Annotated in this window: 17 protein-coding genes; 10 read left to right on the forward strand and 7 right to left on the reverse strand. The window is 62.3% G+C overall.

The window, feature by feature from the left end:
* The first annotated feature begins 81 nt into the window (after positions 1 to 81).
* From HNQ71_RS00510 to HNQ71_RS00525, 4 genes are all read left to right on the forward strand, one after another.
* Positions 82 to 1,185: an NADH:flavin oxidoreductase/NADH oxidase gene (locus HNQ71_RS00510; protein WP_184870697.1), complete on the forward strand. Its 1,104-nt coding sequence runs from the start codon at positions 82 to 84 to the stop codon at positions 1,183 to 1,185.
* A gap of 131 nt (positions 1,186 to 1,316) precedes the next feature.
* Complete coding sequence (locus HNQ71_RS00515) at positions 1,317 to 1,634, forward strand: SH3 domain-containing protein (RefSeq protein ID WP_184870698.1); 318 nt, start codon at positions 1,317 to 1,319, stop codon at positions 1,632 to 1,634.
* Positions 1,635 to 1,785: 151 nt separating this feature from the next.
* Complete coding sequence (locus HNQ71_RS00520) at positions 1,786 to 2,064, forward strand: DUF982 domain-containing protein (protein ID WP_013532012.1); 279 nt, start codon at positions 1,786 to 1,788, stop codon at positions 2,062 to 2,064.
* A 28-nt stretch (positions 2,065 to 2,092) separates the two neighbouring features.
* Positions 2,093 to 2,332: a hypothetical protein gene (locus HNQ71_RS00525; protein WP_184870699.1), complete on the forward strand. Its 240-nt coding sequence runs from the start codon at positions 2,093 to 2,095 to the stop codon at positions 2,330 to 2,332.
* Between the two features lie 153 nt (positions 2,333 to 2,485).
* Here HNQ71_RS00525 and HNQ71_RS00530 read toward each other — a convergent pair whose 3' ends face one another.
* Both HNQ71_RS00530 and HNQ71_RS00535 read right to left on the reverse strand, forming a co-directional pair.
* Entirely contained in the window at positions 2,486 to 2,767 is a 282-nt protein-coding gene (locus HNQ71_RS00530; protein ID WP_184870700.1) for a hypothetical protein, read from the reverse strand.
* Positions 2,768 to 2,821: 54 nt separating this feature from the next.
* Complete coding sequence (locus tag HNQ71_RS00535) at positions 2,822 to 3,835, reverse strand: alpha/beta fold hydrolase (RefSeq protein WP_184870701.1); 1,014 nt, start codon at positions 3,833 to 3,835, stop codon at positions 2,822 to 2,824.
* Between the two features lie 184 nt (positions 3,836 to 4,019).
* Here HNQ71_RS00535 and HNQ71_RS00540 point away from each other — a divergent pair, with 184 nt between their 5' ends.
* From HNQ71_RS00540 to HNQ71_RS00565, 6 genes are all read left to right on the forward strand, one after another.
* Positions 4,020 to 4,763 carry a competence/damage-inducible protein A gene (locus HNQ71_RS00540; RefSeq protein WP_184870702.1) on the forward strand — a complete coding sequence of 248 codons (744 nt, stop codon included), beginning with the start codon at positions 4,020 to 4,022 and terminating at the stop codon, positions 4,761 to 4,763.
* 82 nt (positions 4,764 to 4,845) lie between these two features.
* Positions 4,846 to 5,679: a universal stress protein gene (locus HNQ71_RS00545; protein WP_184870703.1), complete on the forward strand. Its 834-nt coding sequence runs from the start codon at positions 4,846 to 4,848 to the stop codon at positions 5,677 to 5,679.
* A gap of 114 nt (positions 5,680 to 5,793) precedes the next feature.
* Positions 5,794 to 6,294 (forward strand): xanthine phosphoribosyltransferase, encoded by a 501-nt coding sequence (gene gpt / locus HNQ71_RS00550; protein ID WP_184870704.1) that lies wholly within the window; start codon positions 5,794 to 5,796, stop codon positions 6,292 to 6,294.
* 209 nt (positions 6,295 to 6,503) lie between these two features.
* Positions 6,504 to 6,992 (forward strand): NUDIX hydrolase, encoded by a 489-nt coding sequence (locus tag HNQ71_RS00555; protein WP_184870705.1) that lies wholly within the window; start codon positions 6,504 to 6,506, stop codon positions 6,990 to 6,992.
* A 130-nt stretch (positions 6,993 to 7,122) separates the two neighbouring features.
* Complete coding sequence (locus HNQ71_RS00560; protein WP_184870706.1) at positions 7,123 to 7,434, forward strand: PilZ domain-containing protein; 312 nt, start codon at positions 7,123 to 7,125, stop codon at positions 7,432 to 7,434.
* Between the two features lie 595 nt (positions 7,435 to 8,029).
* Positions 8,030 to 11,812, forward strand: a complete 3,783-nt coding sequence (locus HNQ71_RS00565) for a vitamin B12-dependent ribonucleotide reductase (protein ID WP_184870707.1) — start codon at positions 8,030 to 8,032, stop codon at positions 11,810 to 11,812.
* Positions 11,813 to 12,133: 321 nt separating this feature from the next.
* On the opposite strand, the gene HNQ71_RS00570 is transcribed toward HNQ71_RS00565, so the two are convergent.
* The 5 genes from HNQ71_RS00570 to HNQ71_RS00590 form a co-directional block, all read right to left on the reverse strand.
* The gene (locus HNQ71_RS00570; RefSeq protein WP_184870708.1) at positions 12,134 to 12,754 is read right to left on the reverse strand and encodes a hypothetical protein; all 621 of its coding nucleotides are present in this window, start codon (positions 12,752 to 12,754) and stop codon (positions 12,134 to 12,136) included.
* Positions 12,747 to 13,268 carry a hypothetical protein gene (locus HNQ71_RS00575; RefSeq protein WP_184870709.1) on the reverse strand — a complete coding sequence of 174 codons (522 nt, stop codon included), beginning with the start codon at positions 13,266 to 13,268 and terminating at the stop codon, positions 12,747 to 12,749. Before HNQ71_RS00575 ends, HNQ71_RS00570 begins: the two co-directional genes overlap by 8 nt.
* A gap of 43 nt (positions 13,269 to 13,311) precedes the next feature.
* Positions 13,312 to 14,283 (reverse strand): DUF3592 domain-containing protein, encoded by a 972-nt coding sequence (locus HNQ71_RS00580; RefSeq protein WP_184870710.1) that lies wholly within the window; start codon positions 14,281 to 14,283, stop codon positions 13,312 to 13,314.
* Between the two features lie 146 nt (positions 14,284 to 14,429).
* Positions 14,430 to 15,038, reverse strand: a complete 609-nt coding sequence (locus HNQ71_RS00585) for a class I SAM-dependent methyltransferase (protein WP_184870711.1) — start codon at positions 15,036 to 15,038, stop codon at positions 14,430 to 14,432.
* 70 nt (positions 15,039 to 15,108) lie between these two features.
* Positions 15,109 to 15,270, reverse strand: coding sequence for a hypothetical protein (locus tag HNQ71_RS00590; protein WP_184870712.1), 162 nt, complete (start codon positions 15,268 to 15,270; stop codon positions 15,109 to 15,111).
* Positions 15,271 to 15,328: the final 58 nt, after the last annotated feature.

Raw genomic sequence — 15,328 nt, forward strand, 5'->3', positions numbered from 1 at the left:
AGGCAGTGTCACCGTCTCGTGTCTGGCGCGCCTTCGATCCACTACCTAGATAGCGGTTTACCCCTCCTGGAGCCCTTTCCCATGACCGCATCGCTTTTTCAGCCAATCACCCTTGACGGCCTTACCTTCCCCAATCGCATCGCCGTCGCGCCGATGTGCCAGTATTCCGCCGAAGACGGCTCGGCCAGCGACTGGCACCTCTACCACTGGATGAACCTTGCCATGTCCGGCGCCGGCATGGTCATGGTCGAGATGACCGATGTCGAACGGCGCGGGCGTATCACGCATGGCTGCCTCGGCCTTTATTCCGAAGACAATGAGGCGGCCGCCCGCCGCACGCTGGATGCGGCCAGGCGCGTCGCGGCTCCCGGCACGAAGTTCGGCTCGCAGCTTGCCCATGCCGGCCGCAAGGCCTCCAACCGCAAGCCGTGGGAGGGCGGCGGGCCGCTGCAGCCAAACGAGGATCCCTGGCAGACGGTGTCGGCCTCGGCCATCGCCTACGACACAGGCTGGAACGTGCCGCGCGCGCTGGAGGATGAAGAAATCCTGCAGCTCATCGAAAGCTTCGCCGAGGCGGCAAGGCGTGCCGAACGCGCCGGCTTCGATTTCCTAGAACTGCACGCAGCACACGGCTATCTGATCTTCCAGTTCCTGTCGCCACTGTCCAACCAGCGTACGGACCGCTGGGGTGGCTCGCTGGAAAACCGCATGCGCCTTGCCGTCGAGATCGCCAAGGCAGTGCGGAAGGCAACGCCAAATTTGATGCTCGGCGCGCGGCTGTCGGTGAAGGACTGGGTCGATGGCGGCTTCGACATCGAGGATGCGATCGAAGTGGCAAAAGCCCTCAAGGATGTCGGCGTCGCCTATCTCTGCTGCTCGAGCGGCGGCAATTCACCGTTGCAGAAATTGCCCACCGGACCGGGCTACCAGGTGCATCTGGCGGAAGCCGTGCGCAAGGGCGCCGGCATTGCGACCCGCGCGGTTGGCCTGATCGACGACCCGAAGCAGGCCGAAGCGATCGTCGCCGAGGGCCGCGCCGACATAGTGGCGCTGGCGCGCGCCTTCCTGGCTGATCCGCGCTGGGGATGGCGTGCCGCGGCCACGTTCAGCGAGACAATCCACCCAGCGCCGCAGCTTGCCCGTTCGGTGACCACGATGCAGCACTGGATGAAGGCGGCGGGCTGATCGATCGGTTTTCCTGATCCCGGCGCGGCCCGCAGTTCTGGACAGTTTGCGACAGCTTGGCTTCAATTCTGTTCGCAAACTGTTACCTTGGGTGAGGCTGCGGCGGGCGCGGCCGGGCTTGGGAGGAAACCATGTCGTTCAGGGCATTCTTGCCGGTTGCAGCACTGACGGCTGTGGCCGGACTCTGGATAGGCGCGTCGACACCGGCCGGCGCGCAATATTGCGAGGGCACGGTGCACGGCCTGTCCGGCCGCTACAATCTGGCGACCGGCAGCGGCTTTCTCGCCGTGCGGACGCGGCCGAACTCGTCGTCGCGGATGATCGGCCAGTTGTTCAATGGCGACCACACCGAGATCTTCGACCGCCGCGGCAACTGGTATCAGGTCGAGATCGGCGGCAGGACCGGCTGGGCAAATGCACGCTGGTTGCGCAACGATTGCGGCTACTGAGACGCCCGTGCATGTCACCCAAAAGTGGATCCGGTTTTGGGAGCGACTTGCATCAAACAAAGACCTAAAGCGCGTCGCAAACGCGACGCGACTTTTGGGCGCAGGCTGAAGGACATGGTTGCAACCAAATTGGCTGCTTTGCGTTGCGGCCATGATGGACAACAAACCTTTTGAAGTGCCGGTCGTCGTCGAACTTGGCCACGTCGGCAAATATCGCCATATCCGCAGTGCCCAGGAAGCGGCGGAGTGCCTGATGACCGTGTGGCCGCTCAATCGCGGTCCGCGTCATCGCGATGCCCTCGACACTTGCCTCAAAGTGCTGGAAGGTTATCGTTCGACAGCGGATGCGCGCCGGGCACTGATTGAAGCCGCCAAAGAATCGGAAGTGCTGGTGCCCGACGACAGACTGCCCGACGACCGGCTGCATTGAGCAGAAGGACATTCAACTGGAGGTTTTGATGGCGAAGCTGACTTACAAGATCGTCGAGCATGACGGCGGCTGGGCCTACATGGTCGGAGCGACCTACTCGGAGACGTTTCCCACGCACAAGGACGCGCTGCGGGCCGCCGAGATCGCTTCGGCCGAGCAACAGGTCGCCGGGGCCACTGACGGCATCCAGTACGAGGACGCCGAAGGCAAATGGCATGAGGAACTGGCCGACGGCCGGGATCGCCCGCAGACAGAAGTCTCCGATTAAATTCTTGTGTCCTGGTTTCAGGAATTGGGCAGGCAGGGCGCCGACCGTAGACGTCCGGAGAGAAGACGCTCCGCGTCCGGCGGCTGCCCTGCGGCCTCTTTGAGGATGATCTTTTCCGAAAAGAGCTAGCCGCCTTTCGGGATAATCCTCCAACTATTTGCCGCAATACTGATCGTTCACGTTCCCTTGGGCATTCGCGTCGGGACCGGCCGTGTCGGAGGCACAAGGCCCGATCGGTCCGGTGCCCAGGGTGTTCAATCCTGAGCGGTCGCCGTTGATGCTTCCGGTGGTGGTGGTATCGACGCTTGTATGGTTTCCATTGCCGAACGGCCACCAGTCGTGCTTGTTGGAATAGGTGCTGTCCGACGACTGTGCCATCGCCGATGTGGCAAGACCAATCGTCAGAACGGATGCTGCGAGAAGTTTCGTGACCATTGAATTACTCCGTGTCTTTGCCGCCTTGGGTGCGACACGACTAAAACCCGGCAATCAGCCGGATGGTTCAGTGAAATTGTCGTGAGGCCGCGGTGATGTCCGAGCGGCGAACGCCCGGTTGGCGACGCGCTTGATGAAGGCCACAATCCGCTCCGGCGCGACGAATTGCGGCATGTGCCCCATGCCCTCGACCAATTCGAAATCGAGCCCGTCGATCCTGGACCTCATCGGCGCGCCTTGGGTGTGGAAGGTAGTGACGCGATCGGCATCGCCGAAGAGAATGCCGGCCGGCATGGCGATCTCGCCATAGCGCTTCTCGATGCGGCCAAGGTCACGCTCGATCGCCACGACATCGGAGGACATGGCATAGAAATGGGCCGGCCTGAGCCCGAGCCAGCCGCCTCCTCCGACCATGTAATCGCCGGGCAGGACCTGCGGCGCGAAGATGAACTCCATTGTCGGCCGCGCATATCTGAGGCTTGTCGGTATCGCCACCGTGTAGCTCATGATCCAGCGCCACAGGCGTGACGGAATATAGAGTGAGCCGAACTTTTCGCGCCCGCCGGCTTCCATATGGGTCAATGGCGCCAGGAGAGCGATGCCGGAAATCGCTTCGGGATGTTCCACCGCCAGGGTCAGCGCGATGGCACCACCCAGGGAATGACCGACCACCAGCGGCTTTTCCAGCCTGAGAGCTTCAATGAAGCGTCGCACGATCTCGCCCTGTTCGGGCAGCCGCCCCGTCGCCCCGCTCGCACGCACCGAATAGCCCGCGCCTGGTCGATCGAGCGCGATCAACCGGTAGCCCGCACCTAGCCGTCCGAACAGCGTGTGCCGGAAATGGTGGAGTTGCGCGCCAAGCCCGTGCAGGAAGACGATCGGCAGCCCCTCGCCCTGGTCGACATAGTGGATGCGGTTGCCGTCTAGCTCGATGAATTTTCCAACCGGCGGCACCAGCCTCTCGGCCTTGGCCGCGATCAACAGCGTCGCCAGTACCAGGCTTGCGATCCCCAGGACCGCCAGCAACAACAGCCCGGCTACCAGCCATGACAGAATCGACAGGAGCATTGTTCACCCGCACCAGAACCGGCTTGAGCTTAGCCGCATCCGGTGCCGCTGCAACCTTGCATCGAAGCCGGGCCTGGGTTCGATGGATATCTCGCATATCGGCACAAATTGTTCGCCGCCCAGCCGGCATTGCGGCTGCTGCCGCGCCGCGCTATCTGAGGCGACTGTCTTGCCGGAGCCTTCCATGCCCGAAATCGTAACCGCCGCCATGCTCGTCATCGGTGACGAGATCCTGTCCGGCCGCACCAAGGACAAGAACATCGGTCATCTCGCCGATATCATGACGGCGATCGGCATCGACCTGAAGGAAGTGCGCATCGTTCCGGACGAGGAAGACGAGATCGTCACGGCGGTGAATGCAGTGCGCGCACGCTACACCTATGTGTTCACCACCGGCGGCATTGGCCCGACGCATGACGACATCACGGCCGATTCCATTTCCAAGGCCTTCGGCGTGCCTTGCGAATACGATGCCAAGGCCTATGCCATGCTCGAGGCCAGCTATGCGGCGCGTGGCATCGAATACACCGAGGCCCGCAAACGCATGGCGCGAATGCCGCGTGGCGCCGATCTGATCGACAACCCGGTTTCCGTTGCGCCCGGCTTCCGCATAGGCAACGTCCATGTCATGGCCGGCGTCCCGTCGATCTTCCAGGCGATGCTCGACAATGTCGTGCCGACGCTGAAGGCCGGCACCCGGATGCTGTCGGCAAGCGTGCACTGCCCATTCGGCGAAGGCCTCATCGGCGGACCGCTGGGCGACATCCAGAAAGCGCATCCGGACACGATCATCGGCTCCTATCCGAAATATGGCGATGGCAAATTCTGGACCGAACTGGTCGTGCGCGCCCGCAGCCAGGAAGCACTGGATGCAGCACGTGCCGATGTCGAGGCAATGGTGGCCGGGTTCGCCAGCAATCCCGGCTGATCTGGTCCAGACCGGAACCAAGCGCGACGCTGCAACGTTTCCTTCGTGCAAGTTCGATCGCTTGTAAACTGAGGGGATTACCATGCGATTCAAGACCATCGTCGCCATTTTGCAAAACGAGCAGGACGCCGAGCGCGTGCTGGACTGCGCCGTTCCGCTCGCCAACCGGTTCCAGAGCCATCTGACTGGTATCCATGCCGAAACGCTTCCGGTGCCCTTCACCTCGGCCACCGGCTTTCCCGACACCGAGTTCCTGCAGGTTTCGGCCGACATGAACCGGGAGCGGGCCGAGAAGCTGCAGGCCATTTTCCTAAGGCATATCGAGAGCTCCGGACTTTCCTTCGAGTGGCGAAGCCTGGAGAGCTTTTCGGGCGACAGCGCGCTGACCGGCATTTCCAGCGTGCGCGCCGCCGATCTGATCATCGCCGCGCAGCGTGAGACGGGCGGCGACCCGAGCGCGGATGTCGATACGCTGGTCTATGATGCCGGGCGGCCGGTGCTGGTGGTGCCGCATGCCGGCCCGCTGGTCACCACCTTCAAGCATGTTCTGCTCGCCTGGAACGGCAGCAAGGAAGCGGCCCGCGCCGCCTTCGACGCGCTACCCTTCATCATCGAAGCCGAGAAAACCGACATATTGGTCATCGACCCACCCGACTCGCTCGACGAGAGCCCGGAGGCTGCCGGGGCCGAAATCGCGTCCGCGCTATCGCGCCACGGCGCCACCGTCAGCGTCTCGGTGCAGAGATCGGGCGGCAATTCGATCGACGACATCATCCAGACCAGAATCGCGGAGACCGGCGCCGATCTGCTGGTGCTCGGCGCCTACAGCCATTCCTGGCTGCGCCAGCTTCTGTTTGGCGGCGTGACCCGCACCGTGCTGCGCACAGCGCCGGTGGCGGCCTTCCTGTCGCGCTAAGTCCACAGCGATCGCTGGCCCCTGCCCTTGCCAAGGCCAAGGCTTTCCAGTTAATTCCGCGCGCATTCCCTTGTTTTCTTGCGCGCGATCCCCGCGTGCTGCGGAGTGCGCAACATGTCCCTTCCTGAAAAAGCCTTTCCGGTCTCCTGGGACCAGTTCCATCGTGACGCCCGCGCGCTTGCGTGGCGGCTTGCGGGTGCCAACAAGGGGCAATGGAAAGCGATCGTGTGCATCACGCGTGGCGGGCTGGTTCCGGCTGCCATCATCTCGCGCGAACTCGGCATCCGCGTCATCGAGACGGTCTGCGTCGCCTCCTATCACGACTACACCAGCCAGGGGCAGTTGCAGGTTCTCAAGGAGATCACCCCCGCCTTGCTGGCCGACGACGGCGCCGGCGTGCTGATCATCGACGACCTGACCGATACCGGCAAGACGGCGGGCATCGTGCGCGCAATAATGCCGAAGGCGCATTTCGCCACTGTCTACGCCAAGCCGAAAGGCCGGCCGCTGGTCGATACGTTCGTCACCGAAGTCAGCCAGGACACCTGGATCTATTTCCCGTGGGACATGGGCTTCACCTATCAGAAGCCGATCGCCGACGATCACGCCGGCTGATTCGCGACAGAGCGTTTTTATTAAATTTGTAGCCGCTACCGGGTACCATTTGCTTGCGGAATGGGCTCACAGGGTACGATTTCCTGTGAATTCGACCTTTGTTGGCGGAAATTGGCCAGTGCATCCAAAGTTTTTACTTTTATTGCTGACAATTGGCCGTAAGATTCGTGGGCGGCAAACGATTCTGGAGGCTGGGGCTAGCTTCTCCGATGTTGACAAGGCCAACGACGCACAACCATCTGGCTGAAAGGGTCCGGCGACTCTTCGGCACGGCGCCGTGCCGTCTGCAGGTTGCCGCCCTGCCCTGGCGGGATGGCGACAATGGCGTCGAGGTCATGCTGATCACCAGCCGCGATACGGGCCGCTGGGTGTTGCCCAAGGGCTGGCCGGAAGCCAGGGAACCACTCTGCGAGGCCGCGGCGCGCGAGGCCGGCGAGGAAGCCGGGCTACGCGGAACGGTGTCGCACCTTGAGGCCGGTCGCTATTTCTACGCCAAGGTGTTGGCTTCCGGTGAGGAAGTACCGTGCGAAGTCCTGGTGTTTCCGCTGCACGTCGACAAGATCGCCGATCGTTGGAAGGAAAAGAATTCGCGCACCCGCAAATGGGTCAGTTCCAAGGAAGCGGTGCGCATGGTCAACGAACCCGACCTTTGCCAGATCATCGCCTATTTCTGCGCCGATCCGCATAGATTTTCCTGATCGGCCGCGATCTCCGACTCCGGGAGTCCACTCCACACCAAGTACGCCCGCACGGTTTTCGATGCGGGGCCGTGAATGGTTTGCTAATCATTCACGCATAAGAATCGCTCGGTGGTCTGGCGTGTTATCGATGGTGAACCCTGTAGACCCACTTCCGGAAGATTCCGGCGAGCCCGAGCGCGAGCATCGTCCGCGCGTGCTCAAGGGCGGAACGATCATCACCGGGATTCAGAACTCGGAGGTCGGCTGCACGTTGCGCAATCAACACGAGAGCGGTGCCGAACTGAAGATACCGCTCGAGGCTCGGGTTCCCGATCGCTTTCTTCTCTACGTGCCGCTCGACGGCATCGCCTATCGGTGCGAGGTTCGCTGGCGCCGCAATGACCGCGTCGGGGTGCGGTTCACCGGCACCGAGCCAAAGCCGAAACTGCATTACGGCTGATCCCTCGGGATACAGCGGCGAAGTGATCGCCGCGCTGCAATTCTATCCCCGTTATCCACATATCTGCCACACAAGATGTTGGGGTCACAAAAGCTACGCAAACGAATCCTTGACGGCGCAAAACGAGTCGCCTTTTATAGGCCATGCGCTCCTGTTGAGAGTGCGACCGGAAAGTTCTGAGCCCGGTCTTTTTCCCGGATTATGTGCGTTTTTGCCCGCATTTCCGCCCGTTCACGAGGCCGGCGGAAGCGTTGGGGTTGTGGGGCCGTTGGGGACAATAGGGAGAATTGTCGGACTGGAATAAATTGTCTGTTAATACTATATTTAGTGTTTGCAGGTAGGTTCGACGCTAGATAGTGTGAATTTCCCTCGAGTGAGGGAATCGGAAAAAACATCAGTTTTGAGGGGCCCGCGGGGTTCGTCGGCGCGTTGGACAGGCACTTCGCAAGGAGTTTGACCAGCAGGGCCGGCGGAGACTGCGAAATGGAGAGCCGGCTGTTTTCGAACGCCGGCAGGCGGCGGACATGCGTGTTTCGCATTGGGGGCAGAAATCCCCAGACGAAAGCGCTATATATAGACAAAAGGGATCGGACCAATGCGCATCGAGCGGCGTTTCACCAAGCAAGGGCAATCGGCTTACGCGGAGATCGAATTCCGCAAGGCGCTTTCGGAGATCAAGAATCCGGATGGCTCGGTGGTGTTCCGTCTCGACAATATCGATGTGCCGGCGCAGTTCTCCCAGGTTGCCGCCGACATCCTGGCGCAGAAGTATTTCCGCAAGGCCGGTGTCCCCGCGCGGCTGAAGAAGATCGAAGATAACGACGTCCCCTCCTTCCTGTGGCGCTCCGTCGCCGATGAGGCCGAGCTTGCCAAGCTGCCGGAAGCCGAACGCTACGGCTCCGAGATCGACGCCCGCCAGGTCTTCGACCGGCTGGCCGGCACCTGGACCTACTGGGGATGGAAGGGCGGCTACTTCAAGGCGTCGGAGGAAGACGCGCGCGCCTTCCGCGACGAGCTTGCCTACATGCTGGCCACGCAGCGCGTGGCGCCGAACTCGCCGCAATGGTTCAACACCGGCCTGCACTGGGCCTATGGCATCGACGGCCCGAGCCAGGGACACTTCTATGTCGACCCGTTCACCGGCAAGCTGACCAAGTCGAAATCCTCCTATGAGCATCCGCAGCCGCATGCCTGCTTCATCCAGGGCGTGCAGGACGACCTCGTCAACGAGGGCGGCATCATGGACCTTTGGGTGCGTGAAGCGCGCCTGTTCAAATACGGCTCCGGCACCGGCTCCAACTTCTCGCTGCTGCGCGGCGAAGGCGAAAAGCTGTCCGGCGGCGGCCGCTCGTCCGGCCTGATGAGCTTCCTCAAGATCGGCGACCGCGCGGCGGGCGCCATCAAGTCGGGCGGCACGACGCGTCGCGCAGCCAAGATGGTCATTGTCGACGCCGACCATCCCGATATCGAGGAATTCATCGACTGGAAGGTCAATGAAGAGCAGAAGGTCGCCTCGCTGGTGACCGGCTCCAAGATCGTCAAGAAGCATCTCGAAGCGATCATGAAGGCCTGCGTCAACTGCGAAGGCAATGACGACGACTGTTTCGACCCGTCGATCAACACGGCGCTGAAGCGCGAGATCAAGGCGGCCAAGAAGTCCGCAGTGCCGGAGAACTACATCTACCGCGTCATCCAGTTCGCCAAGCAGGGCTACACGTCGATGTCGTTCAAGACCTACGACACCGATTGGGATTCCGATGCCTATCTCACCGTTTCGGGCCAGAATTCCAACAATTCGGTGTCGCTGAAGGACAATTTCCTGCGCGCTGTCGAGGACGATGCCGACTGGCACCTGACCGCCCGCAAGGACGGCAAGGTGTTGAAGACGCTGAAGGCGCGGGACCTGTGGGAAAAGATCGGCTACGCCGCCTGGGCGTCGGCCGATCCGGGCCTGCATTTCAACACGACGATGAACGACTGGCACACCTGCGCCTCCGCCGGTGCGATCCGGGCGTCCAACCCGTGCTCGGAATACATGTTCCTCGACGACACGGCCTGCAACCTGGCCTCGATCAACCTCCTGCCCTACCGCAATGCCGACGGCACGATCGACATCGCCGCCTATGAGCACACGGTGCGGCTGTGGACCATCGTTCTCGAAATCTCGGTCATGATGGCGCAGTTCCCGTCGAAGGAGATCGCCAAGCAGTCCTATGAATACCGCACGCTCGGCCTGGGCTACGCCAACATCGGCGGCCTGCTGATGACGTCGGGCATCCCTTACGACTCCGACGAGGGCCGCGCCATCTGCGCCGCACTCACCGCGATCATGACCGGCACGGCCTATGCCACCTCGGCCGAGATGGCCGCCGAACTCGGCGCCTTCGCCGACTACGACCGCAATGCGCAGAACATGCTGCGCGTCATGCGCAACCATCGCCGTGCCGCCTATGGCGAGAAGCAGGGCTATGAGAAGCTCGCCGTCAACCCGGTGCCGCTGGTCGCCTCCGACCTGAAGCAGCAGGACCTTGCGGTGCACGCCAAGGCCGCCTGGGACCGCGCCATCGAGCTCGGCGAGGAGCATGGCTATCGCAATGCGCAGGCAACCGTCATCGCGCCGACCGGCACGATCGGCCTGGTCATGGATTGCGACACCACCGGCATCGAGCCCGACTTCGCGCTGGTTAAGTTCAAGAAGCTGGCCGGCGGCGGCTATTTCAAGATCATCAACCGCGCCGTGCCGGAAGCGCTGCGCACGCTCGGCTACTCCGAAGCCCAGATCGGCGAGATGGAGGCCTATGCGGTCGGCCACGGCAATCTCAACCAGGCGCCCGCGATCAATCCCGGCTCGCTCAAGGCGAAGGGCTTCACCGACGACAAGATCGCGGCACTCAATGCAGCCTTGAAGTCGGCCTTCGACATCAAGTTCGTCTTCAACCAGTGGACGCTCGGCGCCGACTGGGTGAAGGAGACGTTTGGCTTCACCGACGAGCAGCTCAACGACTTCTCGTTCGAGATGCTGCCGGCGCTGGGCTTTTCCAGGAAGGACATCGAGGCCGCCAACATCCATGTCTGCGGTGCGATGACGCTGGAAGGCGCGCCTTTCCTCAAGGCCGAACACCTGGCTGTGTTCGACTGCGCCAGCCCGTGCGGCAAGATCGGCAAGCGCTCGCTGTCGATCAACAGCCACATCCAGATGATGGCGGCGGCGCAGCCTTTCATCTCCGGCGCCATCTCCAAGACCATCAACATGCCCAACGATGCGACGGTTGAAGACGCCAAGGGCGCCTACATGCTGTCGTGGAAGCTGGCGCTGAAGGCCAACGCGCTCTACCGCGACGGCTCGAAGCTGTCGCAGCCGCTCAACTCCTCGCTGCTCGCCGATGGCGAGGACGACGAGGACGAGGCGATCGAGCAGCTGATCGCCGCACCGGCGGCGGCGCGGGCCGCACAGATCACCGAGCGGATCGTCGAGCGCATCATCGAGCGCGTGTCGCGCGAGCAGGAAAAGCTGCCCGGCCGCCGCAAGGGCTATACGCAAAAGGCCAAGATCGGTGGTAACACCATCTTCCTGCGCACCGGCGAATATGACGACGGCCGTCTCGGCGAGATCTTCATCGACATGAACAAGGAAGGCGCGACCCTGCGTGGCCTTCTCAACAACTTCGCCATCGCCATCTCGCTCGGCCTGCAATATGGGGTGCCGCTCGACGAATATGTGCACGCCTTCACCTTCACCAAGTTCGAACCGGCCGGCATGGTGCAAGGCAATGATGCGATCAAGAGCGCGACGTCGATCCTCGACTATGTGTTCCGGGAACTCGCGATCTCCTATCTCGGCCGCAACGACCTCGCCCATGTCGACCAGTCGGACTTTTCCAACACCGCACTTGGCCGCGGCATCAGCGAAGGCAAGACCGATGCGGTCTCCAAGGGCCTGACCCGTGGCGCCTCGCCCGTGAAGCTGGTATCGCGGGTGAGCGGCAACGATCCGAAGGGCTTCGCGGCTCCCTCGGGCGCCCCTGCCCGCTCGGCGCCGACCGCCTTCTCCGGGTCCAACGTGCTGGCGCTGAAACCTGCCAGCGACGAAGCGGTCGCCTACAAGCGCGACTATGAGGAGCGGGCAAAGGAACTGGCCGAGGACATCGTTTTCGAGGAAGCGGCGGGTGCTGCTTCGGACACCACGGCGGCACTGTTCACCGACGCCGCGGCGAATGAAGCGGCCGAGGCAAAGAAACTCGCCAACGACCGCCGCGCCAAGTCACTGCTGCAGGGCTACACCGGCAATTCCTGTTCCGAGTGCCAGAACTTCACCATGGTGCGGAATGGGACTTGTGAGAAGTGCGACACGTGTGGTGCTACGAGCGGGTGCAGCTGAGCGACATCCGAGGCGCTAGTCTAAAACGCAACGTTATCGGCCCGGTCGTAAGATCGGGCCGAAATGTTTTAAGGGTAGCGATCAGGTGCGTCTTCCCTTCTCCCCTTGTGGGAGAACGTGGCCGAGCGAAGCTCGGTCGGATGAGGGGTACTGGGAGGATCACTGCTCCCAAGCCATAAGAGCTTAAATCATTCGATATTTTAACGCCTAGTTTCTTCCAGCACCCCTCATCCGTCTCGACGCTGCGCGCCGATCCACCTTCTCCCACAAGGGGAGAAGGGGAGAGTCGCGCCCGCTAGTCCTGGATCACACTCCCGGACCTTACGGCAATACCAGCAGCGTCTGCTCGTCGAACAGTGGTTCATCCTGACCGATGCGGACGAACAGCAGCTTGCGCGCGGCGCCCTTCGGTACCTCGAAATACTGGATGCCGTCGGGCATTTCGCCCCAGTCGCCACAGGGAGGGTCTGGGATCTCATGTGGATCGGCCTTCGCTTCCAGCTCCTTTGCGTAGGCGGCGTCGGGGCTGAATGTGTAGCGTTTGACGGAAGGAGCCGTGCCCGCCGGCGTGTAAGGCGCCAGCACACAGCGGGCGCTGACGGCCTTCTCGGTCTTTTCCAGGAACAGACGCTGCAATGCGGCTTCGGCGGTTTCGCCGGGCTTGATGTCATACAACTCGACAAGTGGGTCGGCCGCACCGCCATCGCTGTATTTGATGGCGAGAGCATTGCCGGCGAATTCGAAATGAATCTGGCGGAAGCCGAAATCGCAGCGCTGCACCCAGGCGGCAAGCCCGACAGTTTTGTCCGTCAGTTTTTCCCAGACGCATTTGTCGATTGGCGGGCGCGACGGAGCTGGCTCGTCCGCGCGTGCCACGGCGGATACCATCACGCATGCAAACAGGGCGCAGGCCCAGGCGGTCGATCTCATAGCGTTATTCATCGCTGCATCCTGTCAAAGTGAAGGCGTCCCATGCCGAGCCATTGGGATTGGCATTGGCGAAATCGGCCCATTCGGTAAAAGCGGCGCCGAAATCAGGCAGCAACAGCCCTTTCGGTGCCGGGGTCGCTTCGCTCGAATTCAACTGCTCGGCGCCGCCGCCGGTCAAGGCATAGACCTGCCCATCCCATATCCTGCACAGGCCACTACCATCCTGCAGACCCACTTCGCGGTCGTCGTCGGTGCAGGTGTGGCGGATGGTGCCGAGCGGAAACGAATTCTTGCCATTCGTCCAGGTGATGTCGGCCGGCAGGTTTTTGTCGGTGTTGGGCACGCTCAGCGAGAACACCTGCGCCGTCAGCGCCGCCGGCTCATTGTCCAGTGGCCGAAATTGCAGAACGGCGCCCGAGCGCGGCTCGCGGTAGGTGGCGTGGCTCAGCAAGCATTCCTTGGCGCTCGCTACCTGGATCGCGACGAACAGGCCCAGAAAAACAAAGGCCAGTTTGCGAATGATCACCAGATGTCTCCGGGAGAGCGTTGCGGAAGCCAAAAGCCTGTCCTCAGACCAGCCCGACCAGAAAGGCGGCGCCGCCGAGAAATCCTGCCGAACAAACCCACAGCAGCCAAAGCCCGCGCACCCGGCATTCGAGCACCGCCGAGCCAGGGTTGGCGGGATCGTAGTGCACGTCGACCTTGCTGCCCTCGACATAGCGACGCGCCTGAGCGCCGACGAGGCCGGGCAGCGAAGCCGTGACCGTGGCTCCGAAGGTTACGCGGTCGGCGCTGTAGCGCTGGCCGGCGACGCCATAGCTGTAGACGATGCGAGATTTGAAAACGGTGCGCCAGCGTTGATAGCTTGAATGGGTTCGCAGCGCCTGCAGACCCGAGGAATCAATGCGACCAGCGGCGACCGGCCATTTTGCCGCCTGCTCGGCAAGCGACTTCTGGGCAAAGCCCATGCGCAGCGCGAACAGGCCCATGAACAGCAGCAATGCCGCGGCACCGAGATTCTGAGGTTTGGGCAGATGCGGCTGGACCGCCTCGAGCACGCCGCCGATGGAAAACACCAGAACCGCCGTGCCGATCACCAACCCGGCCGAGAGCTGGAACATGAACTTGAAGGCGCCGTCCGGCATGGTGCGCTCGATCACGGCCTTGCTCGGGTCGGCTGGATTGTAGAAGACGGTCACCTCCGCGCCGCGGGGAAACTGCGCAAGGGTTTCGCGGACTTCGAAGTTCCCCAAATTCTCCTTCACGCTGTAGCGCGAGCTTTGAAATTTCCTGCCGCCGACTTTGTATTCGAAGGTGATGGCCGGGAAATTGCGCATCTCGGTGGTATCGCTGCTGTCCGAGCCAGCGCCCGAGCTTCTGACCTCACGCGCCTCGACGCGCGACGAGATGATCCTTCCCGGCGTCGGCAACCAGCGGCTGAGCGCCTGCACCTCTCGCCATTTCACGAAGGTGATGAGCGACAGCATGCCGGAGACCGCGCAGGCAAAACCGACAAGCAGAAATTTGAGCTCCAGCTCCACCCTGATCCCCCCGGAGTGCAGGAACCGGCACTAGACAGCACTGCGGCGGCAATGTCTCGCTTATTCGCAAAGTCGAGAGATGAGCGGCGGGGCGTAACGCTCGCCCGTCTCCTTCTCCCCTTTGTGGGAGAAGGGAAAAGATCCCTTCATGACGGCCTCACGGCCAGGAAGGTGTTCCACTCTTCGTTGTTGCGGCCGATGTTGAAGTCGTCCCTGATAAGGACCAGCCCGGCGCTTTCGATGCGGGCCGCGAAGTCGTCCCTGCGCCAGTAGACGGTATGATATTCGCCGCCCGTCTCGCCATCGCCATTGCGCATCGATACGAGGAAGGCGCCGCCCGGCCGCAGCGATCCGGCGATCTTGGCAAGAACCTGGTCGGTCTGGTCGCGAGGCACATGGATCAGGACGCACAGGGCCAAGACTGCGTCATAGGGGCCGCCGAGATCATCGGTGATGAGATCGAGCAGTTCACCGTGCTTGCCGCGCGCGGCCTGCAGTTCAAGAAACCGCTTTGTCGCGTCGGTGCGCCGAACCTTAGCGCCCAAGGTCTCCAGAAAGTCGGCATCGTAGCCCGCTCCCGACCCGACTTCCAGAATCCGGCCGCCTGTGCCGGCGATCGCCACAAGGCGCCTTAGCGCTGCCTGCTCTCTCGGGTTGGGAACATGCCGCACGATTGCATCATACTGTTCCGCATAATCCTCATAGGAGGAGATCGTTTGACGGCTCTTCGCCAGGGCCTCAGCGGATACGCTCATCTTTTCCTCCCGTTTGCACCAGTCAATGCACGCAAGTCAGCGGGGCACGCAAGTCAGCGGGGCACGCAAGTCAGCGAGTGCTGCCGGAAGAAGCGTGTCCGTCGAGCACGCCGATATCGCGCAGGAAATGATCCGACAGCGCACGCTGGTCGAGCAGGCCGCGCGTGCGGGGTCTGAACGGAGCGGTGAAGAGGTCGAGCACCGGACGACGAAGAGTGTTGTAGAGGGTCATTGCCGTGTCCTTTCGGGTTCGAGTTGATAACAAGAGTATGCCTGTTCGCGGCCTTGGC

This window comes from Mesorhizobium sangaii (genome assembly GCF_014207355.1).
Taxonomy (GTDB): Bacteria; Pseudomonadota; Alphaproteobacteria; order Rhizobiales; family Rhizobiaceae; genus Mesorhizobium; species Mesorhizobium sangaii.